The sequence below is a fragment of the Streptomyces sp. CNH189 genome, assembly GCF_000527195.1.
The window spans coordinates 576,023-601,050 of the sequence record NZ_AZUS01000001.1; the positions used below are offsets into that span (position 1 = coordinate 576,023).

Sequence of the window (25,028 nt, forward strand, 5' to 3'; positions counted from 1 at the left end):
CCGCCCGCCCGTACGGAACAGCGGCGGATCCGGGCCCCCACGCCGGATCCGCCACCCGCTTCACCGGCCTCGGTACGGAAGGAACCTCCGGGTTGCCTGTCTTCACTCGCGCCCTCGCGCGCCTGCGCGCCCTCCGTGTTCCCACGCGCCTCGGGACCACACGTGTCCTCACGCGCTGGCGCCACGCCCGCGACGCCCACCCCGCCGCCGACCGGGCCCTGCGCCGCACGGTGCACGTGCTCGCCGCCCTGCTGGTGTGCGCCGCCCTGCTGATGCCGAACACCATGCCGGGCCTGCGCCCCGACCGCTTCACCCGGATCCCCGCCGAGGCGATCGTGGGGGCGGTGCTGCTGCTCGTCCTGCCACGCCGGCCGCGCGCCGCCGTCGCCGCGCTGTACGGGACGGGCCTCGGCCTGCTCACCGTGCTCAACCTGCTGGACATCGGCTTCAGCGAGTACCTGGGCCGCGGCTTCAACCTGGTCCTCGACTGGGGCCTGCTGGACGACGCCCTGTCCTACGTGCGGGACTCCATGGGCGGGTTCGTCGCCACCGCCGCCGCCGTCGGCGCGGTCCTGCTCGCCGTGCTCGTCGTGGTCCTCATGGCGCTGGCCACGGTGCGGCTCGGCAACGTGCTGGCCCGGCACCGCGCCCGCGCCCGTACGGGCGCCATGGTCGCGGGCACCGTGTGGATCACCTGCGCCTCGCTGGGCCTGCAGATCTCGGGCCTGCCGGTCGCCTCGGACCGCGCCGCGGACACCCTGCGCGGGCAGACCCACCGGGTGGTGGACACCCTGCGCGACGAGGCGGCCTTCGCGAAGGAGGCGCGGACCGACACCTTCGGCGCCACCCCGCCCCGGCTGCTCCTGCCGGACCTGCGCGGCAAGGACGTGGTGATCGCGTTCATCGAGAGCTACGGCCGCGTGGCCGTCGACGACCCGCTGATCGCCCCCGGGGTCACCAGCACCCTCGACGCCCGCACCGCCGCGCTCGCCCGGGCCGGGTATCAGGCGCGCAGCGGGTGGCTGACCTCGTCGACGTACGGGGGGAGCAGCTGGCTCGGGCACTCCACCACCCTGTCGGGGCTGTGGATCGACAACCAGCAGCGCTACCGCACCGCCACCGGCAGCGACCACCTCACCCTGACCAAGGCGTTCCAGAAGTCCGGCGCGTGGGACACCGTCGGCATCATGCCCGGCGTGCAGAAGACTTGGCCGGAGGCCGAGTGGTACGGCCTCGACAAGGTCTACGACGCCTTCGAGATGGGCTACGAGGGGCCGAAGTTCAGCTGGTCCACCATGCCCGACCAGTACGCCCTGGAGGCGTTCGAGCGTCTGGAGCACGGGAAGAAGCGGAACCGGCCACTGATGTCGGAGGTCATCCTCACCTCCAGCCACCAGCCCTGGGCGCCGGTCCCGGAGATGGTCGACTGGGAGGACCTGGGCGACGGTTCGGTCTTCGACGCGATCGAGGAGGAGGGCCGTGACGCCTCCGAGGTGATGGCCGACTCCGCCGAGTCCCGCAAGGAGTACGGCAGGTCCGTCTCGTACTCGGTGACCGCCCTCACCGAGTGGCTGGAGCGCTACGGCAACGACGACACGGTGCTGGTCTTCCTCGGCGACCACCAGCCCATCGCCCGGGTCACCGGGCACACGAAGAACCGGGACGTGCCGGTGACGGTCGTCGCCAAGGACCCGGAGGTGCTGCGGAAGACCGACGGCTGGAACTGGACGCCGGGTCTGCGGCCCGCCGACGACGCGCCGGTGTGGAAGATGGACGCCTTCCGCGACCGCTTCCTGAAGGCCTACGGATCGGTGCCCCGGCCGACCGAGGACTGACCCCGGCCGGCCGGACTCGGACCGGCCGGCCGGACTCAGGTCAGCTCGGGTCAGCCGCCGGAGGTGTCCAGTTCCGCGTCCTCGCCGACGCCCGCGCAGTCGTAGGGGTCCTTCAGCCAGCCGTCCGGCAGCACCACGCGGTTGTTGCCGGACGTACGGCCGCGGGGGCCGTCGGCGCCGGCCGGCCAGGACTGTTCGAGGTCCAGCTCGTCGAGGCCGTCCCGCAGCTCCTTGAGCGAGGAGGTGACCGCGAGCCGCTTGCGCATCTGGGAGCCGACCGCGAAGCCCTTCAGGTACCAGGCGACGTGCTTGCGGAAGTCGATCACGCCGCGCGATTCGTCACCGATCCACTCGCCGAGCAGCGTGGCGTGCCGGACCATGACGTCGGCCACCTCGCGCAGGGTGGGCCGGACGTAGCCGTCGGGGCGGCCCTCGAAGGCGGCGACCAGGTCGGCGAACAGCCACGGGCGGCCGAGGCAGCCGCGGCCCACGACCACGCCGTCGCAGCCCGTCTCGCGCACCATCCGCAGGGCGTCGTCGGCGGACCAGATGTCGCCGTTGCCGAGCACCGGGATCTCCGGGACGTGCTCCTTCAGCCGGGCGACCGCCTCCCAGTCCGCGGTGCCGCCGTAGTGCTGGGCGGCGGTGCGGCCGTGCAGCGCGATGGCGGTGACACCCTCCTCGACGGCGATCCGGCCGGCGTCCAGGTAGGTCAGATGGTCGTCGTCGATGCCCTTGCGCATCTTCATCGTCACCGGCAGGTCGCCGGCGCCGGAGACGGCCTCGCGCAGGATGGCACGGAGCAGGTTCCGCTTGAAGGGCAGGGCGGAGCCGCCGCCCTTACGGGTCACCTTCGGCACGGGGCAGCCGAAGTTGAGGTCGATGTGGTCGGCGAGGTCCTCCTCCGCGATCATGCGGACGGCCTTGCCGACGGTCACCGGGTCGACGCCGTACAGCTGGATGGAGCGCGGCTGCTCGCTCGCGTCGAACCGGATCAGCTGCATGGTCTTCTCGTTGCGCTCGACCAGCGCCCGGGTGGTGATCATCTCGCTGACGTACAGACCCTTGCCGCCGCTGAACTCCCGGCACAAGGTGCGGAAGGGCGCGTTGGTGATCCCGGCCATGGGGGCGAGCACGACGGGCGGTTGCACCGCGTGCGGGCCGATGGACAGGGTCGTGTTCACGGTCGGCGAGGCTGTGGGCATTCCCCCATTGTCCCGCATGCCGCGGGACGCTCCGCACAATACTTGTGTAACGGTCATTAGTTAGCCGCACTATTGACATGCGCGTACGATGGCCCGGATGCCCGAGCTCAGCCATGGCCGTCGCATGCTGGTGCTCGCGATCTGCTGCATGAGTCTGCTGATCGTGAGCCTGGACAACACGGTTCTCAACGTCGCCCTGCCCTCCCTCCAGCGGGAGCTGGACGCGAGTACCTCGGGACTGCAGTGGACCATCGACGCGTACACGCTCGTCCTGGCCTCGCTGCTGATGCTGGCCGGCTCGACGGCCGACCGGATCGGCCGGAAACGGGTCTTCATGACCGGCCTGGTCGTCTTCACCCTGGGCTCGGTGCTGTGCTCGCTAGCCCCGGACCTGAACTGGCTCGTGGTGTTCCGCATGGTGCAGGCGGTGGGCGGTTCGATGCTCAACCCGGTCGCCATGTCGATCATCACCAACACCTTCACCGATCCCCGCGAGCGCGCCCGCGCTATCGGCGTCTGGGGCGCCGTCGTCGGTCTCTCGATGGCGGCGGGCCCGCTGGTCGGCGGGGTGCTGGTGGACTCGGTCGGCTGGCGCTCCATCTTCTGGGTCAACCTGCCGGTGGGGCTCGCCGCTCTACTCTTGACCTGGCGTTTCGTCCCGGATTCCCGCGCCCCGCGGGCCCGCCGCCCCGACCCGGTCGGGCAGGTGCTGGTCATCGCCCTGTTCGGCTCCCTCACATACGCGATCATCGAGGCGCCGCACGGCTCCTGGCAGTCCACCGTGCCCTTCGCGGCGCTCGCGGTGATCGCCCTCCTCGCCCTCCTGCGCTACGAAGCGCGCCGCCCGGAGCCGCTGATCGACCTGCGCTTCTTCCGCTCCGCGCCGTTCAGCGGGGCCACGGTGATCGCGGTGAGCGCCTTCGCGGCACTCGGCGGCTTCCTGTTCCTCTCCACGCTGTACCTGCAGAACGTGCGGGGGCTGAGCGCGCTGGAGGCGGGGCTGTGGATGCTGCCGACGGCCGTCCCGACGTTCGTCTGCGCCCCGCTGTCCGGGCGGCTCGTCGGCAGCCGGGGCCCACGGCTGCCCCTGCTGATCGCGGGCGGCTCGATCACGGTGAGCGGGCTGCTGTTCGCCCTCTTCGAGGCCGAGACGTCGAACGTCACGCTCTTCGCCGGGTACGTCCTGTTCGGCGTCGGCTTCGGCTTCGTCAACGCCCCGATCACCAACACCGCGGTCTCCGGCATGCCCACCGCCCAGGCCGGGGTGGCCTCCGCGGTCGCCTCGACCAGCCGCCAACTGGGCCAGACCCTGGGCGTGGCGGTGCTCGGCGCGGTGCTGGCGGGGGGCGTGGGTTCGTCCACGTACGCCGACACGTTCGTGACGGCGTCCCGCCCGGGCTGGTGGATCCTGGCTGCGTGCGGCGCGGCGGTTCTGACGCTGGGCGTCATCACGACGGGCCCGTGGGCCCGAGCGACGGCGGAAGGGGTGGCACGCCGCCTGAAGGGGGAGGAACAGCGGCCTCGCCGCGCGGGGGTGGACGCCTGAGGGTGCCCCCGGCGGCCGCCGCGATGCCGCTGCGCGTGCGGCTCCGGCTAGTACGTGGCTGGTCGCGCAGGTCCCCGCGTAATCGCCCCGCACGGGCAACCCCCCGCCGCCGTGCCAGGTGCGGATCGTGCGTGGCTGGTCGCGCCGTTCCCCGCGCCCCTGAAAGGGCGCCTCCACCCGCACGCAACCGCCCCGCGAGGGCAACCCCCGCCGCCGTGCCCGGTGCGGGTAGTCCGCGGCTGGTCGCGCCGTTCCCCGCGCCCCTGAAGGGGCGCCTTCACCCGCGCGCGATCCGGCACCGTCCACGTCTTCCACGGAGCCCCACCTGTTGATGTTGCTTTTGCTGCACACTCCTTGTCGTCCCCGGACGGGGGCACGAGTACGGCGACACCGAATTGCCGACCGCCGGAGGCACCATGCCCCAGATCGACTCGAGCAAGGTCAGCCGCTGGGATCTGCACGGCCGTGAGCACACCGTGCGCGTCCAGCGCACCGGGGTGCAGCGGACGATCAGATGCGACACGTGCGGCTGGCGCAGAAGCGCCCAGTTCCTGCCGTGGCTCAAGGCGCAGGAGCACCTGGAGGAGGCGCACCAGGCGACGGTGGACCCCACCGCCGCCTGACCCGCACGCTCAGGCCCGCAGCCCCCGCACCAGCAGGCTGACGGCCGCCTCGAAGTCGGTGTCCGCCTCCGGGGTGCTCCACTCCGCCACGTATCCCGGGTCGTGGAAGCGGCCGGTCGCCTGGAACACGGCACGGGCGCCGGTGGCGGGTTCGACGCCGTGGAAGACGCCGGCGGCCACCCCGTCGGCGACGATGCGGGTCAGCTGCTCGGTCAGCTCGGTGATGTGCTCGCCCACCGCCTGGACCTGCTCACCGGCCAGCACGCTGTAGGTGGCGAACAGCTCCGGATCGTCACCCGCCTTGCGCCGCTTGGCGGCGAAGAGGGCGGCGAGCCAGTCCCGCAGCCGGGACTCCGGATCACGGGACGCGTCGTCGGCTATCCCGCCCAGCGCCTCGGACGTACGGTCGAGCCAGCGTTTGGTGACCGCCTCGCGCAGCGCCGCTTTGGTGCGGAAGTGCCGGTAGACGCTGCCGTGGCTGACACCGAGGGCGCGGGCGACGTCCACCACGGTGGCCTTGGCCGGGCCGTGCCGCCGCAGCACCTCCTCGGTCGCCTCCAGGATGCGCTCGGCGGTCAGGGTCTCGGTCGCTGCCATGTCTAGACCGTACCCGGCACAGGTGTCACTCCTTGGTGCCGAGGTGTGCCATCTGCTGCTCCGGGTAGCGGGCGCCCGCCGCCGCGCCGGGCGGCACCGCCCGCTCGATCGCCGCGAGGTCGGCCTCGTCCAGCGTGACGTCCAGCGCGCCCAGCGCCTCCGTCAGCCGCTCGCGGGTGCGGGAGCCGACCAGCGGCACGATGTCCTCGCCCCGCGACAGCACCCAGGCGATGGCGATCTGCGCGACGGTGACGCCCTTGCGGGAGGCGATCTCGCGCAGCGCGTCGACGAGGGTCAGGTTGTGCCGGAGGTTGTCGCCCTGGAAGCGGGGTGAGTGGGCCCGGAAGTCGCCCGGTGAGAGCTGCCGGTCGGCGGTGAAGTGGCCGGAGATCAGTCCGCGCGAGAGCACCCCGTACGCCGTGACGGAGATGCCCAGCTCGCGGGTGGTGGGCAGGATCTGGTCCTCGACGGCGCGGGAGATCAGCGAGTACTCGATCTGGAGGTCCGTGATCGGCGCGGTCGCGGCGGCCCGGCGGACGGTGTCGGCGCCGACCTCGCTGAGGCCGATGTGCCGTACGTGGCCCTGCTGGACGAGTTCCGCGATGGCGCCGACGGTCTCCTCGAACGGCACGTCGGGGTCGGCGCGGGAGATGCGGTAGACGTCGATGTGGTCGACGCCCAGGCGCTGCAAGGAGTACGCGGCGAAGTTCCGCACCGCGGCCGGGCGGCCGTCGATCGGGCCCCAGCCGCCGTCCGGGTCTCGCATCGAGCCGAACTTGACGCTGGTCAGAGCCTGTTCACGCAGACCGGCGGGAGCGGTGCGCAGTGCCTCGCCGATCAGCAGCTCGTTGTGCCCCATGCCGTAGAAGTCGCCCGTGTCGAGCAGGGTGACGCCGGCGTCCAGGGCCGCGTGGATCGTGGCGATCGCCTCGCTCCGGTCCGCTTCGCCGTACAGCGCGGACATGCCCATGCAGCCAAGACCGAGGGCGGAGACGCGGGGGCCGGTGGTTCCGAGGGGTCGGGTGTGCATCGTCATGCCCCCACTGTGGCATGACAAATGACAGAATTCAATATCTGTCATTTGCCAGCTGTCACCCGGTCGGGTATCGAGCCCGAGCCACCCTCCTGCGCCCCCCGGAAAACGCGAAACGCCGGGCCCCGGTGTTCCGGGGCCCGGCGTTCGTGCCGGTGAGGCGGAGGATCAGGCGCCGACGAGGCGCGCCGCCAGGTAGCCCTCGATCTGGTCGAGGGAGACCCGCTCCTGCTTCATGGTGTCGCGCTCGCGCACGGTCACCGCGTTGTCGTCCAGGGTGTCGAAGTCGACGGTCACGCAGAACGGCGTGCCGATCTCGTCCTGGCGGCGGTAGCGGCGGCCGATGGCGCCGGCGTCGTCGAACTCGATGTTCCAGTTCTGCCGCAGCGCCTGGGCGAGACCCTTGGCCTTCGGGGACAGCTCCGGGTTGCGGGAGAGCGGCAGCACCGCGACCTTCACCGGCGCGAGGCGGTGGTCGAGCCGCAGCACCGTGCGCTTCTCCATCTTGCCCTTGGCGTTGGGCGCCTCGTCCTCGACGTAGGCGTCGAGGAGGAACGCCAGCATCGCCCGGCCGACACCGGCCGCCGGCTCGATGACGAACGGCGTCCAGCGCTCGCCGGCCTCCTGGTCGAAGTAGGAGAGGTCCTGGCCGGAGGCCTTGGCGTGGGCGGAGAGGTCGTAGTCGGTGCGGTTGGCGACACCCTCCAGCTCGCCCCACTCACTGCCGCCGAACTGGAAGCGGTACTCGATGTCGGCGGTGCGCTTGGAGTAGTGGCTGAGCTTCTCCTTCGGGTGGTCGTACCACCGCATGTTCTCCTCGCGCAGGCCGAGACCGGTGTACCAGTTCCAGCGCTGCTCCATCCAGTACTCCTGCCACTGCTCGTCCTCGCCCGGCTTGACGAAGAACTCCATCTCCATCTGCTCGAACTCGCGGGTGCGGAAGATGAAGTTGCCGGGCGTGATCTCGTTGCGGAAGGACTTGCCCATCTGGGCGATGCCGAACGGCGGCTTGCGGCGCGAAGTGGTCTGCACCTGGGCGAAGTTGGTGAAGATGCCCTGGGCGGTCTCGGGGCGCAGGTAGGCGATGGAGCCGGAGTCCTGCGTCGGACCGAGGTGGGTGGAGAGCAGGCCCGAGAACTGCTTGGGCTCGGTGAAGGTGCCCTTGTTGCCGCAGTTGGGGCAGTTGAGGTCGGCGAGGCCGTTCTCCGGGGCGTGGCCCTTCTTCTCCTCGTACGCCTCCTCCAGGTGGTCCGCGCGGAACCGCTTGTGGCAGGAGGTGCACTCGGTCAGCGGGTCCGTGAAGGTGGCGACGTGACCGGAGGCGACCCACACGTCCGGGGCCAGGATCACGGACGAGTCGATACCGACCACGTCCTCGCGCGAGGTGACCATGTAACGCCACCACTGGCGCTTCAGGTTCTCCTTGAGCTCGACACCCAGCGGTCCGTAGTCCCAGGCGGCCTTCGTGCCGCCATAGATCTCACTACTGGGAAATACGAAGCCACGGCGCTTGCTCAGGCTGACGATGGTGTCGATCTTGTCGGCGGCCACGGTGCTCTCTTCATTACGACGACGGGCGACGAAGCGAGATTGCTTCCAGCGAAGCCTTCAGGTTACCGGCGGGGACGGCCCCTCGACCAAATCGGCCCCTCCACGCGGACCCCCAGGAGGGCTTGTTGACAACGGTTTCCATCTTCGTTGAAAATGACTGTCATGAACGTACGACGACGTCCCATATCCGCGGTCGCACTCGCCGCTGTCACCGCCCTCGGGCTCTCCACCCTGACCGCCTGCTCCTCCGACAGCGCCGCCGCGGGCACCACGGACACGTTCGACGTCGTCGCGTCGTTCTACCCGATGGCCTTCCTCGCCGAGCGGATCGGCGGCGAGCACGTCCACGTCACCAGTCTCACCGAGCCCGGCCAGGAACCGCACGACCTGGAGATCAGCGCCCATCAGATGGGGCAGCTCGAGAAGTCCGACGCGGCTCTCTACCTCAAGGGTCTCCAGCCCGCCGTCGACAAGGCCGTCGGCCTGGCCGAGGTCTCCACGAAGATCGACGCGGCCGAGCTGACCACGCTGGAGACGCACGGCACCGAGGCCGGCGGCCACGAGGACGAACACGGCGGCGAGCACGGTCACGAGGACGAGCACGCCCACGAGGACGAGCACGGCCACGACCACGACCACGAGGGCGGCACCGACCCCCACATCTGGCTCGACCCGGTCAAGTACGCCGAGGTCGCCGAGGGGGTCGGCAAGGCCTTCCAGAAGGCCGACCCGGACCACGCCGCCGACTACCGGAAGAACACCGCGACCCTGGTCAAGGATCTGAAGGCGCTCGACGAGAAGTTCCGCACCGGCCTCGCGAACCGCAGGACGGACGTCTTCCTCACCACCCACGCCGCCTTCGGCTACCTCGCCGAGCGCTACGGCCTGACCGAGGAGGCCATCAGCGGCCTGGACCCGGAGTCCGAGCCCAGCGGGGCGCGCATGAAGGAGCTCCAGGAGATCGCGAAGGCCGACGGGGTCACCACCGTCTTCTACGAGACACTGGTCAGCGACCGGACCGCGAAGACGCTCGCCGCCGACGTGGGTCTGAAGACCGACGTCCTCGACCCGGTCGAGGGCATCACGGACCACTCCCGCGGCGAGGACTACCTCCAGGTGATGGAAGCCAACCTCACGGCCCTGCGCACCGCCCTGGGCGCCCGGTGAACGACGACGACGTACCGGAGGACGGCATGACATCCGAGCCCGTGATCACCCTGCGGGGGGTTCGCGCCGAACTGGGTTCGCGCCCCGTCCTGCGCGGCATCGACCTCACCGTGCGGCGCGGCGAGGTCGTGGCCCTGCTCGGCGCCAACGGCTCCGGCAAGTCCACCGCCGTCCGCTCCGTGATCGGCCAGGTGCCCGTCACCGCCGGGGAGATCGAGCTGTTCGGCACCCCGCGGCGCCGGTTCCGCGACTGGGCGCGGGTGGGCTACGTCCCGCAGCGCACCACGGCCGCCGGCGGGGTGCCCGCCACGGTCACCGAGATCGTCTCCGCGGGCCGGCTCGCGCGCTCCCGCTTCGGCCTCTTCCGCAAGGCGGACCGTGCGGCCGTCCGGCGGGCCCTGGAGCTGGTCGGCATGGCGGACCGCGCGGGTGACCCCGCGGACGCCCTCTCCGGCGGCCAGCACCAGCGGGTCCTGATCGCCCGCGCGCTGTCCGCCGAGCCGGACCTGCTGATCATGGACGAGCCGATGGCGGGCGTGGACCTGGCGAGCCAGGAGGTCCTCGCCGACACGCTGCGGACGCAGGTGGAGCGGGGCACCACGGTCCTCCTCGTGCTCCACGAACTGGGCCCGCTGGAGCCCCTGATCGACCGCGCGGTCGTGCTCCGCGACGGCTGCGTGCTGCATGACGGCCCGCCTCCGAAGGCGGTCGGCCAGCACGCCCTGCCCGGCCACGACCACGTACACCCGCACGCACCGGCGGACGCCGGACCGATCCGCACGGGACTGCTGAGCTGATGGAATTCCTCGACTACGCCTTCATGCAGCGGGCGCTGCTCGCCGCCGTCCTGGTCGGCGTGACCGCCCCCGCCATCGGCGTCTACCTCGTCCAGCGCCGCCAGGCGCTCATGGGCGACGGCATCGGCCACGTCGCGATGACCGGCGTGGGCCTCGGCTTCCTGCTGTCCTGGTCCCCGGTGTGGATGGCGGCCCTGGTCTCCGTCCTCGGCGCCGTCCTCATGGAACTGGTCCGCTGGTACGCCAAGACCCGTGGCGACATCGCCCTCGCGATGCTCTTCTACGGCGGCATGGCCGGCGGCGTGATGTTCACCAGCCTCGCCCCCGGCGGCTCCACCTCGAACCTGTCCTCGTACCTCTTCGGCTCCCTGACCACGGTCTCCTCGTCCGACGTGACCGCGATCTGCGTGCTGGCCGCGCTGGTGGTGCTGGTCACCGTGGGGCTGCGGCGGCAGCTCTTCGCGGTCAGCCAGGACGAGGAGTTCGCGCGGGTGACGGGCCTGCCGGTGCGGTTCCTCAACCTGCTCACGGCGGTCACGGCCGCGGTCACGGTGTCCGTGGCGATGCGGGTGGTCGGCCTGCTGCTGGTGAGCGCGCTCATGGTGGTGCCGGTCGCGGCGGCCCAGCAGCTCACCCGCAGCTTCGCCGCCACGTTCGCCGGCGCCGTCGCGATCGGCGTGAGCGTGACCATCGGCGGCACCGTCACCTCGTACTACCAGGACGTGCCGCCCGGCGCGACGATCGTGCTGCTGACCATCGCCGCCTTCATCGCGCTGACCGCGCTGGCCGCGCCCCTCGCCCGCCGCCGCGCCCGGGCGCTGGCCGCCGCCGGGCCCGTGGGCGATCCCGCGGAGTGCACGATTCCGGCCAGCCGTCCGGCCGACGGCAAGGTCGGCGCCTGACTCGCCCCGACCCGGGCTGGCACAATGGCCCGGGCAAGGGCCAGACGTGAGGAGGCAGACCGGTGACGACCGCAGGACCGCCCGTGAAGGGCCGCTCCACCCGGCAGCGTGCCGCCGTGGCGGCTTGCCTTCAGGAGGTCGACGAGTTCCGCAGCGCCCAGGAGCTGCACGACATGCTCAAGCACAAGGGCGACTCGGTCGGACTCACCACGGTCTACCGCACGCTGCAGTCCCTCGCCGACGCGGGCGAGGTCGACGTCCTGCGCACCGCCGACGGCGAGTCCGTCTACCGCCGCTGCTCCACCGGCGACCATCACCACCACCTGGTCTGCCGCAGCTGCGGCAAGGCCGTCGAGGTCGAGGGCCCGGCGGTGGAGAAGTGGGCGGAGGCCATCGCCGCCGAACACGGCTACGTCAACGTGGCCCACACGGTCGAGATCTTCGGCACCTGCGCGGACTGCGCCGACGTCTCCTGACGGCGGGCCGGGGGCGGGCGTCCGGGGCGGCGCTCCCCCGCCCCGCCCGTCGCACGCGGGGCAGGTGCCGGTCGAGCAGCGCCCGCAGCCGGTCCACGTCCGACGCCTGTCGCACCCCCTGCTTCGCCAGCACCAGCGCGCAGTTCCCCGCCCGGTCCGGGCTGCGGAGCGCGAAGACCCGGTCGGACTCCGCGTAGCTGCCGAAGGTGGCCCACCCCATGCGCAGATCGCTGTGCTCGCCGACCGTACGCACGCCCTCGCGACCGACGGTGATCCGCAGCAGACCCTGGTGGCCGTTCGCCTCGATCAGGCGCCGGGCCGAGATGCCGGGGCTCAGGAACACCCCCACCGCCCACACGGCGAGGCCCACGCCCCACGCCACATCCGCCATGTCACCGTTCAGGGCACCGACGACGACGAGCGCGACCCCCGCCGACAACCCGCAGCCGAGGAAGGCGGGGTGGTACAGCAGGCGCGTCGGACCACCGCGCTTGCGGAGCACCAGCCGCACGGCGTCCGTCATGTCCTCCCGCAGCTGCATGAACTCCAGCTCGACGGTGTCCTCGTCCAGCCCCACGCCCTGTTCCGTCACGGCCCCTCCCCGGTCCTCGGTGACGAGCCGTGATCTTGGCGGCGGTTACTCCTGGCGGCCCTCCATGGCCAGCAGTTCCTCGTTCGGGATGGCGCCGCCGAAGCGACGGTCGCGGGAGGCGAACTCCAGGCACGCCCGCCACAGGTCGCGGCGGTCGAAGTCGGGCCACAGCACGTCCTGGAAGACCATCTCGGCGTAGGCGCTCTGCCACAGCAGGTAGTTGGACGTGCGCTGCTCACCGCTCGGGCGCAGGAACAGGTCCACGTCCGGCATGTCCGGGTAGTACATGTACCGCTGCAGCGTCTTCTCGTTGACCTTCGACGGGTCGAGCCGCCCGGCCCGCACGTCCTCGGCGAGCGCCTGCGCGGCGTCGGCGATCTCCGCCCGCCCGCCGTAGTTCATGCAGAAGTACAGCGTGAGCCGGTCGTTGTCCTTGGTCTGCTCCTGCGCGACCTGCAGCTCCTTGGCCACGGACTTCCACAGCTTGGGCATGCGGCCCACCCAGCGGACCCGGATGCCCAGGTCGTCCAGCTGGTCCCGGGTCTTGCGGATGAAGTCCCGGTTGAAGTTCATCAGGAAGCGCACCTCGTCCGGCGACCGCTTCCAGTTCTCGGTGGAGAAGGCGTACAGCGAGAGGGCGCCCACCCCCATCTCGATCCCGCCCTGGAGCACGTCGAGCACCCGCTCCGCGCCGACCTTGTGGCCCTCGGTGCGCGGCAGCCCCCGCTCCTTGGCCCAGCGCCCGTTGCCGTCCATGACGATCGCCACGTGCTTCGGGATCAGTTCCCCGGGAAGCTTCGGGGGCCGCGCGCCGGAGGGGTGCGGTTCCGGGGTGCTGTACTCCCGGCGCTGCCGCCCCAGGAATCCGCGTACGGCCATGTGTCTCTCGTCTCCTCGTGCCGACGTGATCGGGTCTTTACTGCTTCTCGACGTACCGGAGCGAGCGCAGTCCGCGCTCCAGATGCCAGTGGAGGTAGGCGGACACCAGCCCGCTCGCCTCCCGGACGTGGCGTGACTCGCTCGCGTCCGCGGTCTCCCAGTCTCCCGTGAGCAGTGCTCCGAGGAGTTCCAGGGCCTGCGGCGAGGGTACGACGCTGCCGGGGACCCGGCAGTCGGCGCATATGGTTCCGCCCGACGCGACCGAGAAGAAGCGGTTCGGTCCGGGCATCCCGCACTTCGCGCAGTCGGTGAAGCTGGGCGCGTACCCGTTGACCGCGAGGGAGCGCAGCAGGAACGCGTCGAGCACCAGGTGCGGCGCGTGCTCGCCGCGGGCGAGGGTGCGCAGTCCGCCCACCAGCAGCAGGTACTGCTGCACGGCCGGCTCGCCCTCGTGGTCGGTGAACCGCTCGGCGGTCTCCAGCATGGCCGTCCCGGCGGTGTAGCGCGCGTAGTCGGTGACGATGCCGCCGCCGAAGGGCGTGATCGTCTCGCTCTGCGTGCACAGCGGCAGGCCGCGGCCGACGAGCTCGCTGCCCCTGGAGAAGAACTGCACGTCGACGTGGGAGAACGGCTCCAGGCGCGCACCGAACTTGGACTTCGTCCGGCGCACGCCTCTCGCCACGGCGCGCACGCGCCCGTGACCGCGGGTGAGCAGGGTGATGATCCGGTCCGCCTCACCCAGCTTCTGGGTGCGCAGCACGATGCCGTCGTCGCGGAACAGACTCATGGGCCCATTCTCCCGTACGCGGGCACCGCCCCGTCACCCGGCGGCCGCGACCTCCGTCAGGTGAGTTCCCCGCGGCTGCGGGCGTTGACGTAGGCGGTGGTCGCGCGCAGGCGCTCGGCCGGGGTCGCGCACCGCACGGCGCCGGGGTCGGCGTCCCACTCCCGGCCGCCGCCGTACGGTCTCAGCTGCACGTAGGGGCCCTCGTGCCCCATGACGATGCCGATCCGCCCGGTCCCGGTGTCCACGACGTGCGCACCCACGGACGGCTTCACCGGGCCCGGCCCCCGTGCCGCGGGGACCCCCCGTGACGCAGGGACATTCCGGCTGTCGCGAGTGCCGCCCGCAATTCCGTCACCACACCTTCCGTTCCGTCGGCGCGGAGCGCCGCATGCCGTGCCGTCACCGTGCTTCCCCACCCTCTCCTCTTTCACTCTTCGTATGTCGGCGACGACGGTGCGTACCTATACTCCTGAGGCGTGCGTGTCCCACGGGCGCGCGTGCGCACAGGGGGGTGCGGCAGCCGCGCATGTGGGGTAAACCCCCGTGCTTTTGCGGTTGTTGGCCGGATGGGGTGAACGAGAGCCCGCCCGGGGTCCTCACCTGGTCGGTCTGCCAGGGCGCCGGCCTCGACCCCCGGCAGAAGTGCGCCACCCTCGACGTGCCGATGGACCACGCCCGTCCCGGCGGTCCCCGTATCGAGGTGGCCGTCTCCCGCGTCCCCGCCGGGGACCCCGCCTCACGGCGCGGCGTGCTCTTCCTCATCCCCGGCGGACCGGGCGGCCCCGGCCTCGGTGATCCCTCCGGCGGGGGGCAGCGGCTGCCCCAGGACGTCCGGGACCGGTACGACCTGATCGGTTTCGCGCCGCGCGGACTCGCCCCGTCCACGCGGTCGACTGCGGGGCCGACCACGCCGACCTCGCCACCGTCAGGCTGCGCCCCTGGCCCGCCCCCGACGGCTCGGTCGACGAGAACCTCGCCACCGCCGAGCGCCTCTCGACCGCCTGCGCACGCAACGGCGGTGAGCTGATCCGCCACATCAGCACGCGCGACAACGCACGCGACCTCGACCGCCTGCGCGCCGCGCTCGGCGAGCGGAGGATCTCCGCGTGGGGCGTCTCGTACGGGACGTACGTCGGAGCCGTCTACAGCCAGATGTTCCCGCACCGCACGGACCGCGTCGTGCTGGACAGCAACGACGACCCCGACCCCGGCCGGGTGGCCCGGGCCTGGCTCGCCGGCCACGAACAGGGGGTGGAGGACACCTTCCCGCACTTCGCGGCGTGGGCGTCGGCGCCCGGCAACCCGGACCGGGTCGCCGACGCCGCCGAGGTGCGTCCGCTGTTCCTGCGGCTCGCCGCCCGCCTCGACCGCGCACCGATCCCCTGGCCCGGCGTCAACCCCGAGGAGCTGAACGGCAACGTCCTGCGCCAGACCATGCTGGACAGCCTCTACCGGCCCAGCCGTTACCAGGCTCTCGCCCAGCTGATGCGGGCCGCCCGGCAGGGCACCGTGCCGCCCGCGCCGACCGCCGAATACCACGCCCGATGGGGCATGCCTGGTTCGGTTCGCCCCGATGCAGGGCGAAGAGAGGCTCGTCGTGCACCGCGTGGAAAACGTCGAGCACGGTGATGGACACCGCGGCGCGAGCCAGCGTCCAGCCGGCCCCCCGCGCCGTGCCGGACCGTCACCAGCCCCGCCTCTCGCAGATCCGCGAGGCTGCGCCGGATCACGACCGGGTTCATGGCCACGCTCGTGGCGATCTGATCCTAGGTGACCACGTCGCGTCCGCGGTCGTGCACGAGGGCCATCCAGGTCAGCACATGGACGGCGACGGTCACCCTGCTGTTGGCCTCACGTCCTCCACCCCTTGTCGTATCAGTAACAGTTACAGCAGAGGGGGGTGGGGGAAAGGGGTCACCATGCGCTGTCGCAAGAGGTCAGGACGGACGCGAGCGACGCGGGCACCCCCTGTGAACGCGGCCTCCGCCAGGTCCCGCCCGAGCGCGACTTGACCCTCCCCCTACGTCAGGCTTGAGGCTGCGTGCTGACGAAAGGGCAGGTGGATGAGCTACTCCGTGGGACAGGTGTCGACGTTCGCCGGGGTGACGGTGCGGACTCTGCATCACTACGACAAGGCGGGACTGCTCTCGCCCAGTGACCGCAGCCACGCCGGCTACCGCCTCTACAACGAGGCCGACCTCGTCCGTCTCCAGCAGATCCTCTTCTACCGGGAGCTCGGCTTCCCTCTCGACGAGATCGCCGCGATCTTCAAGGACCCGCAGGTGAACCCCCTGGAGCGGCTCCGAGCCCGGCAGCGAGAGCTGAACGAGGAGATCGCCCGGCTGCAGCGGCTGGCCGAGGTGGCGGAACGGGCCATCGAGGTCCAGGAGACCGGGGTGCCCCTGACCCCCGAAGAACGCTTCGAGGTCTTCGGCGAGGTCGCCTTCGACCTGAGTTACGCCACCGAGGCAGAGCTGAAGTGGGCTCACTCGGAAGGGCAGCGCGAGGCGATGGCACGCGCGGACGCCCACACCAAGGAGGACTGGCGCCGGCTCATGGGCGAAGCCGGCGTTTGGCGCTCGGAGCTGCTCGCCGCCTTCGACGAGGGACAACCGAGTGACGGCGAGCGGGCCATGGACCTCGCCGAGGAACACCGTCTGCACATCGCACGCTGGTTCACCTCCTGCCCACCAGACATGCACCAGCGCATCGCGGACGACTTCGTCACCGACCCGCGCGCCTTCGCCCTGGTCGTACCGCCCTCCCAGCAACGCCCGGGCCTGGCCGCCTACACCCGCAAGGCCGTCTACGCCAACGCTGCCCGCCACGCCGGTGACAGCATCGATGTCGAGGAGAACCGATGAGAATCTTGATCGCCGCGGCCGGATCGCGCGGCGACGTCGCGCCCTACACAGGCCTGGGCGCCGAACTGCGTCGGGCCGGCTACGACGTCGCCCTCGCCGCCACCGACACCTTCGCACCCCTCGCACACGACGCGGGGCTGGAGTTCCGCAGCCTGCCCGCCGACACCCGGGTCCGTGGTGATGTCACGGGCAAACGCGACCTGATGCGGACCGCCGCCGCCTTCACCACCGAACTTGGCCAGGGCTTCGCCGACGCCGTGGACCAAGGTACGGACCTGCTTCTGCTGTCGACCACCACAGCCCCGCTCGGCTGGCACCTCACCGAGGCCACGGGCACCTTGAGCCTCGGCGTTTACCTCCAGCCCACCGCGCCGACCGGCGACTTCCCACCCGTCGTGACCGGCTCCCGCTCACTGGGCCGACTCGCCAACCGGGCAACCGGACGCTTCGCCCTGCGGATGGCCGACCGCGTCTACGCACAGGCCGTCACACAGCTGCGGCACCGTCTCGCTCTCCCTCCGGCCTCGCCTGCCGAGGTGCGCCGACGACGGGAACAGGCGAACTGGCCCGTCCTGCATGGTTTCAGCACGGCCCTGGTGCCACGCCCCTCCGACTGGCGTCCCGGTCTGGACGTCGTAGGAAACTGGTGGCCGCATCACGACCCGGCCGAACGGCTGCCCTCCGAGATCGAGGACTTCCTGTCCGCCGGGCCCCGGCCCGTCCTCATCGGCTTCGGCAGCATGGCCTCCGGCGACGGGGAACGACTGAGCGAGATCGCGGTGCGAGCCCTGCGCCGCGCCGGACTGCGCGGCATCCTGCAGGGCGGCAGCGCCCGCCTCGCTGCCGACGGGGACGACGTACTCACCATCGGGGACGTACCGCACGCCCTGCTGTTCCCACGGCTGGCCGCGGTGGTCCACCACGGGGGAGCCGGCACCTCCGCCGCCGCGCTACGCGCCGGAGTACCCGCCGTCGCCGTCCCGGTCACCGCGGACCAGCCGTTCTGGGCCAGACGACTCGCCGCCCTCGGAGCCGCAACCGACCCCATCCCCTTCCGGTCCCTCACCGCCGAACGACTCGCCGACTCCCTTCACCAAGTAGTCAAGCAGCAGTCACACAGCCGAGCCGCCACGGCAGCGGCACAACACATGGCGACCGAAAACGGAGCAGGGCAAGCCGTCAAGACCATCCAGCGACTCACCGAGGGATGACGCCAATCCGTTCTTCACGCTCGTCCCGTCTCAGGCGAGGAGCCTGGGCCCCGTTGGCCACGTCCGTTCCGGCGTCATGGCGGCCCATCGCCTGACGCAGCGCGGCGATGTGACCGTGACGCTGATCAACCCGCGCTCGACCTTCGTCCACCGGGTCCGTCTTCACCAGCTGGTGGGCGGGACCGACTCCGCCGTTGTCGGCATCGAGACCGCCGCCGAGCTTGCGGAGCGGGGCCGTAGCGTGACCCTGCTCTGCGGAGGGGCGCTGGGCCCGTACGTGCACCGGCGGGGGCGGCGTTCGGTGGCCGGCCGGCCGGCGGCGCTCGGAGTGACGGCCGTGGGTCCGACGTCGCGGTGGGGTTCCACATCGGCGGTCGCCTCGGCGCGAGGATGACGGAGCCGGTGTGCAAGGGCATCCTGAAGCACCTGGCCGATGAGGCGCACAAGCCCCGGTGGATACAGCCTGCACCGCATGAAGGGAGGCGCCGGGCGCAAGAAGGCGCTGGAGGTCATGCGCGCCGAGGCACCGGTCATCGTCGAACGGGTTTCCTGGGCCCCGGGCGACCCGAGGGAAATGATCACGACATGAGTGATGACCACGCCATCGACCTGGCGACCGAGACATTCGTCGCCCACCGCAATCTGCTCTTCACCGTCGCGTACGAGATGCTCGGCTCGGCGGCCGACGCCGAGGACGTCCTGCAGGAGACCTGGCTGCGGTGGGCCGAGGTCGCACCGGTGCGGATCACCGGGCGGGGGCCGTCCAACGTCCTCCTCGTGCAGAACGAACGGGATGTCGCGACCCCGCCGAGCGGCGCGCTGAAACTGCGGAAGGCGTTCGGCGGGCGGGCGGTCATGGTCACCGTGAACTCCACCGGCCACGACTCCTACCTCGCCAACGGCACCGCGTGCGGCGACCGCACGGTCTCCCGCTTCCTCGCCACCGGCGTACGCCCCGCCCGGGACGTGTACTGCCGCTGAGGGGAGTTCGGCCTGATCCATACGAAAGGTCCATAAGGCGATGAGCTGCCGATGACGCCGTCGGCGTGACGTTTCGCCGCGTGCGCAACCGGGGCGCCCGCGGCCGGCCTCCTGTCCTGCAGTAGTGACCCCTCTGGTGAGGAGACCGACATGACCGCGACCGCGTTCACGCGCGAAGGCGACTACCTGCTCCCTCCCCCGCGACCGGCCGACCGCCTCGGCGCCGGCATCGACCCCCGCGACCGCCGCCGTCTCGACCTGCACGCCGCCCTGACGGCGGCCGGCATCCCGCCGCGTCCCGAGGACCGCGAGGCCATCGAGCACCTGAGCGCCCTGTCGGCCGGCATCAACAGCACCATCCAGCGCTGGCTGCACCACACCCTGTGACCTGGCGGGCCGGTCACGCCCTGCCCGGTGCGACCAGGCCCGACTCGTAGGCCACGATGACGAGTTGGGCCCGGTCGCGGGCGCCCAGCTTGCCCATCGTCCGGCTCACGTGGGTCTTGGCGGTGAGCGGGCTGAGGCCCAGCGCCTCGGCGATCTCCGTGTTGTTGAGGCCGCGCGCGACCAGCGCCAGGACCTCCCGCTCACGCTCGGACAGGCAGTCGGGCCCCGCGGTGACGGGCAGCGCGGGGCTGCCCAGGAACCGTGCGATCAGGCGGGCCGTGGGCCCGGGCGACAGGAGCGCGTCGCCGGCCGCCACCGTGCGGATGGCGTCGAGGAGTTCGGCGGGCCGGGTGTCCTTCACCAGGAAGCCGGAGGCCCCGGCCCGCAGCGCGTCCACGATGTTCTCGTCCGAGTCGTAGGTGGTGAGGACGAGCACCTTGACCCCGGCCAGGTCGTCGTCCGCGGCGATCAGGCGGGTCGCCTCGATGCCGTCGAGCTCCGGCATCCGGATGTCCATGACGACGAGGTCGGCCCGTTCGCGGCGGGCGAGTTCCACCGCCTGCCGTCCGGTGGCGGCCTGGCCGACGACCTCCATGTCGGGTGCCGACTCGACGAGCATCGCGAACGCCTCACGCACGAGGGTCTGGTCGTCGGCGAGCAGGACGCGGACGGTCATCCGGTGGCCCCTTCCCGGGTCGTGGTGGTCAGCGGCAGGGTCGCGGTCACCTGGAAGCCCCCGCCGGCCCGTGGCCCGGCCTCCAGCGTGCCGCCCACGCTGCGGACCCGCTCCCGCATGCCGAGAAGCCCGAAGCCGGGGGTGCCGCCCGGGACGGGGCCCGTGCCGTCGTCGGTGACGGTCAGCCGCAGCACCCCGTCCCCGCCGCTCAGGTCGACGCGCACGGCGGGCTCCGGTCCGGCGTGGCGCACCACGTTGGTCAGCGCCTCCTGCACCACCCGGTAGGCGGCGGCGCCGACCGCGGGCGGCACCGGCTCCGTGACCCGCACGTCGTGCTCCACCCGGGCGCCGGCCAGCCGCGCGCCCTCCACCAGGTCGGGCAGCCCGTCGAGCCCCGCGAGCGGGCCCCGGGCGTCCTCGGGGCCGGTGTTGTCGCGCAACACCTCCAGGGTGGCGCGCAGTTCTCCGCGCGCGGTGCGGCAGGTGCCGGCGATGTCGTCGAGGGCCTTCGCCACGGCCGCCCGGTCGAGACGCCCGGGGTCGGCGGTCAGGACGTGCGCGGCGACCGACGTCTGCACCCCGATGAGGGTGATGCTGTGCGCGAGCAGGTCGTGCAGGTCCCGCGCCATGCGCAGGCGTTCCTCGGCGACCCGGCGGCGCGCCTCCTCCTCGCGGGTGCGTTCCGCCCGCTCCGCGCGTTCGACGATCGCGGCGACGTACTGCCGGTAGACGCGGACGTCCAGGCCGAGGAGGAGCACCGCGACGACCCAGCCGATGATGCGGAGCAGTTCGACGAGGCCGTCGGGGTTGGTGAGGGCGTTCACGGTGAGGGTGGTGCCGATGACGACGGTGCCGATCAGCAGCGTCCGGCGCGGGGTGCCCGTCGCGGCGACCGTGTAGAGGGCCACCAGGGTCGCGGCCACGGGCGCCCCGTGGTGGTTGTCCAGGGCGTGGTACGGCACGACCGGGGCCACCACCGCCAGCAGCACCGGCAGCGGCCGCTTCCGCCGCCAGGCCAGCGGCACATGGGCGGCGAACAGCAGGACCCAGCCGAGCACGTCGGGCCGGCGGCCGTCGTCGGTCAGCAGCACCAGCGCGACGCCCAGGACGGCGGCGCACGCGGCGAGCACCGCGTCGTTGCGGACGGCGTGCGGGCGGGTCAGGGGGTCGCGGCTGAGCGCGGTGATGATGCCGTCCCTGGTACGGGAGTCCGCCGTGCGTGACGTCCGGGGGTGCGTGGACCTCGGGTCCGTACGCCCGGAGTCCGGGGTCACGGAGCCCCGGTCACGGGAGTTCCCGGTCCGGGCGGGCTCGGCTGCCTGTGCTGTCGTCGGGTGCACGGGGTCCATCCTCGGGGAGGAGGGCGCCCCTCAGGGAGGGAGGGGCGCCCTGTCACGGTCGTACGGGCGGATCACACCGGCTCCGGCTGCCGCTCACCGCGTTCCGGCTCGGGCGTGCGGGACAGCGCGCCCGGCCACCACATCCGGCGCCCCAGCAGCACACTCGCCGTGGTGACCAGGTAGGTGCGGACCAGGAAGGTGTCGAGGAGGACGCCGACGGCGATGACGAGGCCGAGTTCGACCATGGCGACCAGGGGGAGGGTGGTGAGCACCGCGAACGTCGCGGCGAGCACGACGCCCGCGGAGGCGATGACCCCGCCCGTGGTGCGCAGCGCGGTGAGGGCGGCCGCCTCGGGTTCGGCGCCGTTCAGGGACTCCTCCCGCATGCGGTGCATGAGGAAGATGCCGTAGTCGACGCCGAGGGCCACCAGGAACACGAAGGACAGCAGCCCGATCCCGGGGTCGGTGCCGGCGAAGCCGAGCAGCGGCCCGAAGACCAGCCCGCCGATGCCGAGCGCCGCGCCCCAGACGGCGACCACCGCGCCGAGCAGCAGCAGCGGGGCGACGAGGCTGCGCAGCAGCAGGACGAGAATCAGGAACACGGCGCCGAGCACCAGCGGCACGATGACCGCGCGGTCCCGCGCCTCGCTGCGGGCGAGGTCGAGGTGCTCCGCGCTGGGCCCGCCGACATGGGCGCCCGTGCCGTCGAGTGTGTCGCGCAGGGCCTCGATGGTGCGGGTCTCCCCCGCCGACTCCGGCGGCGCGGTGGCGAACACGGTGATCTCGGCCCAGGTGCCGTCGGCCCGTCCCGCGGCGGCCTCGGCCACGCCCTCCGTCCCCCGGACCCGCTCGACGACCTCGCCGGCCTCGCCGGCGGGCGCGATGACGGTGATCGGCTGGGCGCTGCGCTCCGGGTACTCCTCCGCCAGCGTGCGCATCGCGGCGACGGACTCGGGCCGGTCGGTGAAGGCGTCCTCCTGACGGAGGTCGCCGCCCAGGTTGAGCGTGCCCAGGGCGAGCGCGCCGAGGAGCACCGCGCCGCCGGTCAGCACGGCCGCGGGCCGGCGGGTGGCGGACGTGCCCATGGCGGCGAACAGTGACCGCCGTGCCTTCGGCGCGCTGCCGTAGGCCGGGATCAGCGGCCAGAACACGCGCCGCCCGACCAGCACAAGGACGGCGGGCAGCAGCGTCGTCATCGCGACCAGTGCCGCGAGCACCCCGACCGTGCCGACGGGACCCATGCCGCTGCTGCTGTTGAGGTCGGCGGCGAGCAGGCACAGCAGTCCGGCGGCGACCGTGCCCGAGGAGGCGAGCACGGCGGGGCCGCAGCCGCGCAGGGCGGCCCGCATGGCGTCGTACGGCCGCTCGTGGCGGCGGAGTTCCTCGCGGTAGCGGGAGACCAGCAGCAGTGCGTAGTCGGTCCCGGCGCCGAGCACGAGGACGGTCATGATGCCGCCGCTCTGTCCGGTGATCGTGATGCCGAACAGCTCGTGCGTGCCGTACGCGGCGGCCATCGCCAGGAGGGTCGCGGCGCCCGCCACGGCGAGCGGCACCAGCCACAGGAACGGGCTGCGGTAGATCAGCACCAGCAGCACGGTGACCACGCCGAGCGTGGCCGTCAGCAGCGTGCCGTCGATGGTGTCGAACACCTCGTCCATGTCGGAGCCGACCGCCCCGGGCCCGCCGACCTCGGCGCTCAGTCCGTCCGTCCCCCCGACCCTCTCCCGCACCCCGTCGACGAAGGCGAGCTGCGCCTCCTCGTCCTGCCCGGGCCCTGTGCTGGAGACCGGGTACATCAGCGTGCTGCCGTCCTCGGAGGGAACGCCCCGCGGCACGTCCGACAGCTCGTACGCCCGCTCCACCTCGGCGATCTGCGCGGCGGACGTCTTGCGGTCGGCGGCGGTCAGCCCGCCGTCGCGGTGGTAGACCACCACCAGGTCGGTGGACTCGCCGCCGGGCAGCTCGTCCTGGACGCGCGCCACCTGCGTCGAGTCGGCGCCGTCGGGCAGGTAGTCCACCGCCCGGTTCTGCTGCACGTCGGCGAACTTGCCGGCGAGCGGCAGGAGCAGCATCAGCGCCGCCACCCACAGCCCCGCCACCGCCCAGGGCACGGCCCGCCGCCCTCGTGTGCCCGTCTTGACTGGCCCCATGGCCTCGGCTCCCCTCCGGTCCGGTCGTCTGGATACGCTGTCCAGCCTTCCGGCGGCGGGGAGCCGGGACGTCCGGCGTGAGACCGAAACGGCGGGTACTGCGGCGGGCGGCCGGAGCGCGGCCGTTACTCCCCCGGGAGTACCGGCGGGGTCGTGCGGGAGGTCAGCCCCGGTCGACCATCCAGGTGCCGTCCTCCTCGTCGTCGACCCGCACCTCCAGCTCGCGCAGGCTCATGCCGGCCTCCCAGAGCTCCCGGAAGCGCTTCATCCGGTCGTGCACGTGGTCCTGGCGGGCGATCAGCCGGGTGCGGATGTTGACGTCGCGCAGGTCCTGGTCGATCTCGAAGGACACCGCCTCGTCGTAGACGATGAAGTCGTTGGTGGTGCCGCGCAGCAGATGCGGCGGCAGCTCCGGCAGGACGGCGACGCGCACCTCGATGTGCAGCACCTCCTGCTCCTCGCACAGCCGCAGCAGCCGGTCGTCCAGCTCCCGCGCGCTCTCCAGCAGGAACAGCCGCCGCACCGGCACGCCGTGCTCGATGGCCTCCTTCTGGGCGTGCAGATAGCGGCTGGCGGGCTCGCTGTTCCAGAACTGCCGGTCGACGGAGGTGCTGGTGGCGCTGATCGACTTCTCTGCGGCCCGGGTGAGGGTGAGCATCCAGTCGTGGTTCTCGCCCGGACACTCCGCGGTGAGGGTCGTGAGGTCGGTCATGTGCCCGATCACCCGCTGCATCTCCAGCCGGACGAACGTGGAGAGGATCGGCAGGCCCAGGGCGAGGACCTCCGCGAAGTTGGTGGCGAGGTCGGACACGGAGTCGATGCGCACCACGGCCGGCGACGGCGGCTCGGGCTCCGCCGTGCGGGCCGGCGGCACCAGGCGTGTCTCGACGAGCTGTTTCATGTCCTCGGTGTGCCGGTTCAGGCCGTGCCGCAGTTCGTCGTAGCGCCGTAAGCCGCCACGAACGGAGTCGGCGGTCTCGGCCAGCAGACTCTCCGCCCGCCGGGCCCGCTCCTCGGCCGCCCGGTCCGGGACCAGGACGAGGTGCTGGACGGCGACGGCGGCCACGGCGCACAGCGCGGCGGCGCCGAGCTGCCGCGCGGCACCGTCCTCCGGGCTGAGCAGCGCGGCGACGCCCCAGGCGAGCAGTCCGGCCACCAGGCCGACCAGCAGCCGGCGCGACCACGGGGTGGGCTCGGAGTGCTGGTCCGGTGTGTCGGCCCCGGTGCCGTCCGGGGTGCGGGGCGGTGTGTCGCGGCCGGGCGGTGCCGGTGCGCGGCCGGCGGGGTGTTCCGGTGTGCCCACCGTGCCCGGCGGGCCGGTCGCGTTGTCGGGCTGGGGTGACTGTGCCGTGCTCATCTCGCTTCTCCCCCCGTTGGGAAACACGTCGGTTCGGGATGCGTACGGGTGCGTGGGGGTCCGGTCGAGTCC

22 protein-coding genes and 4 pseudogenes are annotated in these 25,028 nt (G+C 72.2%); 14 read left to right on the forward strand and 12 right to left on the reverse strand.

Going from position 1 to position 25,028, the window contains the following annotated elements; translation table 11 throughout:
• Nucleotides 1–92 precede the first annotated feature (92 nt).
• A complete protein-coding gene (locus B100_RS0102570) occupies nt 93–1,835 on the forward strand; it encodes a sulfatase-like hydrolase/transferase (protein WP_024882910.1) in 1,743 nt (580 codons plus the stop codon).
• A 50-nt stretch (nt 1,836–1,885) separates the two neighbouring features.
• Here B100_RS0102570 and dusB read toward each other — a convergent pair whose 3' ends face one another.
• Nucleotides 1,886–3,040, reverse strand: a complete 1,155-nt coding sequence (dusB, locus tag B100_RS0102575; RefSeq protein ID WP_037722369.1) for a tRNA dihydrouridine synthase DusB — start codon at nt 3,038–3,040, stop codon at nt 1,886–1,888.
• 97 nt (nt 3,041–3,137) lie between these two features.
• Here dusB and B100_RS0102580 point away from each other — a divergent pair, with 97 nt between their 5' ends.
• Both B100_RS0102580 and B100_RS0102585 read left to right on the forward strand, forming a co-directional pair.
• The gene (locus B100_RS0102580) at nt 3,138–4,586 is read left to right on the forward strand and encodes an MFS transporter (protein WP_024882912.1); all 1,449 of its coding nucleotides are present in this window, start codon (nt 3,138–3,140) and stop codon (nt 4,584–4,586) included.
• Between the two features lie 416 nt (nt 4,587–5,002).
• The gene (locus tag B100_RS0102585) at nt 5,003–5,209 is read left to right on the forward strand and encodes a hypothetical protein (RefSeq protein WP_024882913.1); all 207 of its coding nucleotides are present in this window, start codon (nt 5,003–5,005) and stop codon (nt 5,207–5,209) included.
• 9 nt (nt 5,210–5,218) lie between these two features.
• Here the strand turns inward: B100_RS0102585 and B100_RS0102590 are convergent, their stop codons facing one another.
• The 3 genes from B100_RS0102590 to B100_RS0102600 all read right to left on the reverse strand — a co-directional run bounded on the left by B100_RS0102590 (nt 5,219) and on the right by B100_RS0102600 (nt 8,390).
• Nucleotides 5,219–5,806: a TetR family transcriptional regulator gene (locus B100_RS0102590; RefSeq protein WP_024882914.1), complete on the reverse strand. Its 588-nt coding sequence runs from the start codon at nt 5,804–5,806 to the stop codon at nt 5,219–5,221.
• 25 nt (nt 5,807–5,831) lie between these two features.
• Nucleotides 5,832–6,842 carry an aldo/keto reductase gene (locus B100_RS0102595; RefSeq protein WP_037722370.1) on the reverse strand — a complete coding sequence of 337 codons (1,011 nt, stop codon included), beginning with the start codon at nt 6,840–6,842 and terminating at the stop codon, nt 5,832–5,834.
• Nucleotides 6,843–7,007: 165 nt separating this feature from the next.
• A complete protein-coding gene (locus tag B100_RS0102600; protein ID WP_024882916.1) occupies nt 7,008–8,390 on the reverse strand; it encodes a glycine--tRNA ligase in 1,383 nt (460 codons plus the stop codon).
• 162 nt (nt 8,391–8,552) lie between these two features.
• Between B100_RS0102600 and B100_RS0102605 the strand changes: the two genes are divergently transcribed.
• The 4 genes from B100_RS0102605 (at nt 8,553) to B100_RS0102620 (ending at nt 11,732) form a co-directional block, all read left to right on the forward strand.
• Nucleotides 8,553–9,557, forward strand: coding sequence for a metal ABC transporter substrate-binding protein (locus B100_RS0102605; protein WP_024882917.1), 1,005 nt, complete (start codon nt 8,553–8,555; stop codon nt 9,555–9,557).
• 26 nt (nt 9,558–9,583) lie between these two features.
• Nucleotides 9,584–10,354, forward strand: coding sequence for a metal ABC transporter ATP-binding protein (locus B100_RS0102610; RefSeq protein WP_024882918.1), 771 nt, complete (start codon nt 9,584–9,586; stop codon nt 10,352–10,354).
• Nucleotides 10,354–11,256: a metal ABC transporter permease gene (locus tag B100_RS0102615; RefSeq protein ID WP_024882919.1), complete on the forward strand. Its 903-nt coding sequence runs from the start codon at nt 10,354–10,356 to the stop codon at nt 11,254–11,256. The genes B100_RS0102610 and B100_RS0102615 overlap by 1 nt, the downstream gene beginning before the upstream one ends.
• Before the next feature lie 62 nt (nt 11,257–11,318).
• Nucleotides 11,319–11,732, forward strand: coding sequence for a Fur family transcriptional regulator (locus B100_RS0102620; protein ID WP_024882920.1), 414 nt, complete (start codon nt 11,319–11,321; stop codon nt 11,730–11,732).
• On the opposite strand, the gene B100_RS0102625 is transcribed toward B100_RS0102620, so the two are convergent.
• The 4 genes from B100_RS0102625 to B100_RS0102640 are packed head-to-tail and all read right to left on the reverse strand — an operon-like array spanning nt 11,671 to nt 14,262.
• Entirely contained in the window at nt 11,671–12,324 is a 654-nt protein-coding gene (locus B100_RS0102625) for a hypothetical protein (protein WP_024882921.1), read from the reverse strand. The two genes, B100_RS0102620 and B100_RS0102625, sit on opposite strands and share 62 nt — an antisense overlap.
• 45 nt (nt 12,325–12,369) lie before the next feature.
• Nucleotides 12,370–13,203, reverse strand: a complete 834-nt coding sequence (locus B100_RS0102630; RefSeq protein WP_024882922.1) for an isoprenyl transferase — start codon at nt 13,201–13,203, stop codon at nt 12,370–12,372.
• 37 nt (nt 13,204–13,240) lie between these two features.
• Nucleotides 13,241–13,990: a DNA repair protein RecO gene (recO, locus tag B100_RS0102635; RefSeq protein ID WP_024882923.1), complete on the reverse strand. Its 750-nt coding sequence runs from the start codon at nt 13,988–13,990 to the stop codon at nt 13,241–13,243.
• Nucleotides 13,991–14,046: 56 nt separating this feature from the next.
• Nucleotides 14,047–14,262: a hypothetical protein gene (locus B100_RS0102640; RefSeq protein WP_024882924.1), complete on the reverse strand. Its 216-nt coding sequence runs from the start codon at nt 14,260–14,262 to the stop codon at nt 14,047–14,049.
• 314 nt (nt 14,263–14,576) lie between these two features.
• On the opposite strand from B100_RS0102640, the pseudogene B100_RS33585 reads away from it, so the two are divergent.
• The 7 genes and pseudogenes from B100_RS33585 to B100_RS0102675 all read left to right on the forward strand — a co-directional run.
• A pseudogene (locus tag B100_RS33585) lies at nt 14,577–15,520 on the forward strand (alpha/beta fold hydrolase); the annotation flags it as partial.
• A 533-nt stretch (nt 15,521–16,053) separates the two neighbouring features.
• Nucleotides 16,054–16,854, forward strand: a complete 801-nt coding sequence (locus tag B100_RS0102650; protein ID WP_024882926.1) for a MerR family transcriptional regulator — start codon at nt 16,054–16,056, stop codon at nt 16,852–16,854.
• Nucleotides 16,851–18,065: a glycosyltransferase gene (locus tag B100_RS0102655; RefSeq protein ID WP_024882927.1), complete on the forward strand. Its 1,215-nt coding sequence runs from the start codon at nt 16,851–16,853 to the stop codon at nt 18,063–18,065. Before B100_RS0102650 ends, B100_RS0102655 begins: the two co-directional genes overlap by 4 nt.
• Before the next feature lie 76 nt (nt 18,066–18,141).
• A pseudogene (locus B100_RS0102660) lies at nt 18,142–18,420 on the forward strand (hypothetical protein); the annotation flags it as partial.
• Nucleotides 18,421–18,650: 230 nt separating this feature from the next.
• A pseudogene (locus B100_RS35185) lies at nt 18,651–18,779 on the forward strand (sigma factor); the annotation flags it as partial.
• 18 nt (nt 18,780–18,797) lie between these two features.
• Nucleotides 18,798–19,046, forward strand: a pseudogene (locus tag B100_RS36260) (alpha/beta hydrolase); the annotation flags it as partial.
• Nucleotides 19,047–19,196: 150 nt separating this feature from the next.
• Complete coding sequence (locus B100_RS0102675; protein WP_024882930.1) at nt 19,197–19,433, forward strand: hypothetical protein; 237 nt, start codon at nt 19,197–19,199, stop codon at nt 19,431–19,433.
• A 13-nt stretch (nt 19,434–19,446) separates the two neighbouring features.
• Here B100_RS0102675 and B100_RS0102680 read toward each other — a convergent pair whose 3' ends face one another.
• The 4 genes from B100_RS0102680 to B100_RS0102695 all read right to left on the reverse strand — a co-directional run bounded on the left by B100_RS0102680 (nt 19,447) and on the right by B100_RS0102695 (nt 24,956).
• On the reverse strand, nt 19,447–20,109 hold the full coding sequence (locus tag B100_RS0102680) for a response regulator transcription factor (protein ID WP_024882931.1): 663 nt from the start codon (nt 20,107–20,109) through the stop codon (nt 19,447–19,449).
• Nucleotides 20,106–21,449, reverse strand: a complete 1,344-nt coding sequence (locus B100_RS0102685) for a sensor histidine kinase (protein WP_486585580.1) — start codon at nt 21,447–21,449, stop codon at nt 20,106–20,108. The genes B100_RS0102680 and B100_RS0102685 overlap by 4 nt, the downstream gene beginning before the upstream one ends.
• 71 nt (nt 21,450–21,520) lie before the next feature.
• A complete protein-coding gene (locus tag B100_RS0102690; RefSeq protein WP_024882933.1) occupies nt 21,521–23,599 on the reverse strand; it encodes an MMPL family transporter in 2,079 nt (692 codons plus the stop codon).
• 163 nt (nt 23,600–23,762) lie between these two features.
• On the reverse strand, nt 23,763–24,956 hold the full coding sequence (locus tag B100_RS0102695) for a membrane protein (RefSeq protein WP_024882934.1): 1,194 nt from the start codon (nt 24,954–24,956) through the stop codon (nt 23,763–23,765).
• Nucleotides 24,957–25,028: the final 72 nt, after the last annotated feature.

Excerpts from the sequence above, each read along its gene's own strand:
- B100_RS0102695 (WP_024882934.1), bottom strand. The coding sequence starts at position 24,956 with ATGAGCACGGCACAGTCACCCCAGCCCGACAACGCGACCGGCCCGCCG.
- B100_RS0102680 (WP_024882931.1), bottom strand. The coding sequence starts at position 20,109 with ATGACCGTCCGCGTCCTGCTCGCCGACGACCAGACCCTCGTGCGTGAG.
- B100_RS0102595 (WP_037722370.1), bottom strand. The coding sequence starts at position 6,842 with ATGACGATGCACACCCGACCCCTCGGAACCACCGGCCCCCGCGTCTCC.
- B100_RS0102585 (WP_024882913.1), top strand. The coding sequence starts at position 5,003 with ATGCCCCAGATCGACTCGAGCAAGGTCAGCCGCTGGGATCTGCACGGC.
- B100_RS0102610 (WP_024882918.1), top strand. The coding sequence starts at position 9,584 with ATGACATCCGAGCCCGTGATCACCCTGCGGGGGGTTCGCGCCGAACTG.
- B100_RS0102615 (WP_024882919.1), top strand. The coding sequence starts at position 10,354 with ATGGAATTCCTCGACTACGCCTTCATGCAGCGGGCGCTGCTCGCCGCC.
- recO (WP_024882923.1), bottom strand. The coding sequence starts at position 13,990 with ATGAGTCTGTTCCGCGACGACGGCATCGTGCTGCGCACCCAGAAGCTG.
- dusB (WP_037722369.1), bottom strand. The coding sequence starts at position 3,040 with ATGCCCACAGCCTCGCCGACCGTGAACACGACCCTGTCCATCGGCCCG.
- B100_RS0102630 (WP_024882922.1), bottom strand. The coding sequence starts at position 13,203 with ATGGCCGTACGCGGATTCCTGGGGCGGCAGCGCCGGGAGTACAGCACC.
- B100_RS0102675 (WP_024882930.1), top strand. The coding sequence starts at position 19,197 with ATGACCGCGACCGCGTTCACGCGCGAAGGCGACTACCTGCTCCCTCCC.
- B100_RS0102690 (WP_024882933.1), bottom strand. The coding sequence starts at position 23,599 with ATGGGGCCAGTCAAGACGGGCACACGAGGGCGGCGGGCCGTGCCCTGG.
- B100_RS0102590 (WP_024882914.1), bottom strand. The coding sequence starts at position 5,806 with ATGGCAGCGACCGAGACCCTGACCGCCGAGCGCATCCTGGAGGCGACC.
- B100_RS0102655 (WP_024882927.1), top strand. The coding sequence starts at position 16,851 with ATGAGAATCTTGATCGCCGCGGCCGGATCGCGCGGCGACGTCGCGCCC.
- B100_RS0102650 (WP_024882926.1), top strand. The coding sequence starts at position 16,054 with ATGAGCTACTCCGTGGGACAGGTGTCGACGTTCGCCGGGGTGACGGTG.
- B100_RS0102605 (WP_024882917.1), top strand. The coding sequence starts at position 8,553 with ATGAACGTACGACGACGTCCCATATCCGCGGTCGCACTCGCCGCTGTC.
- B100_RS0102580 (WP_024882912.1), top strand. The coding sequence starts at position 3,138 with ATGCCCGAGCTCAGCCATGGCCGTCGCATGCTGGTGCTCGCGATCTGC.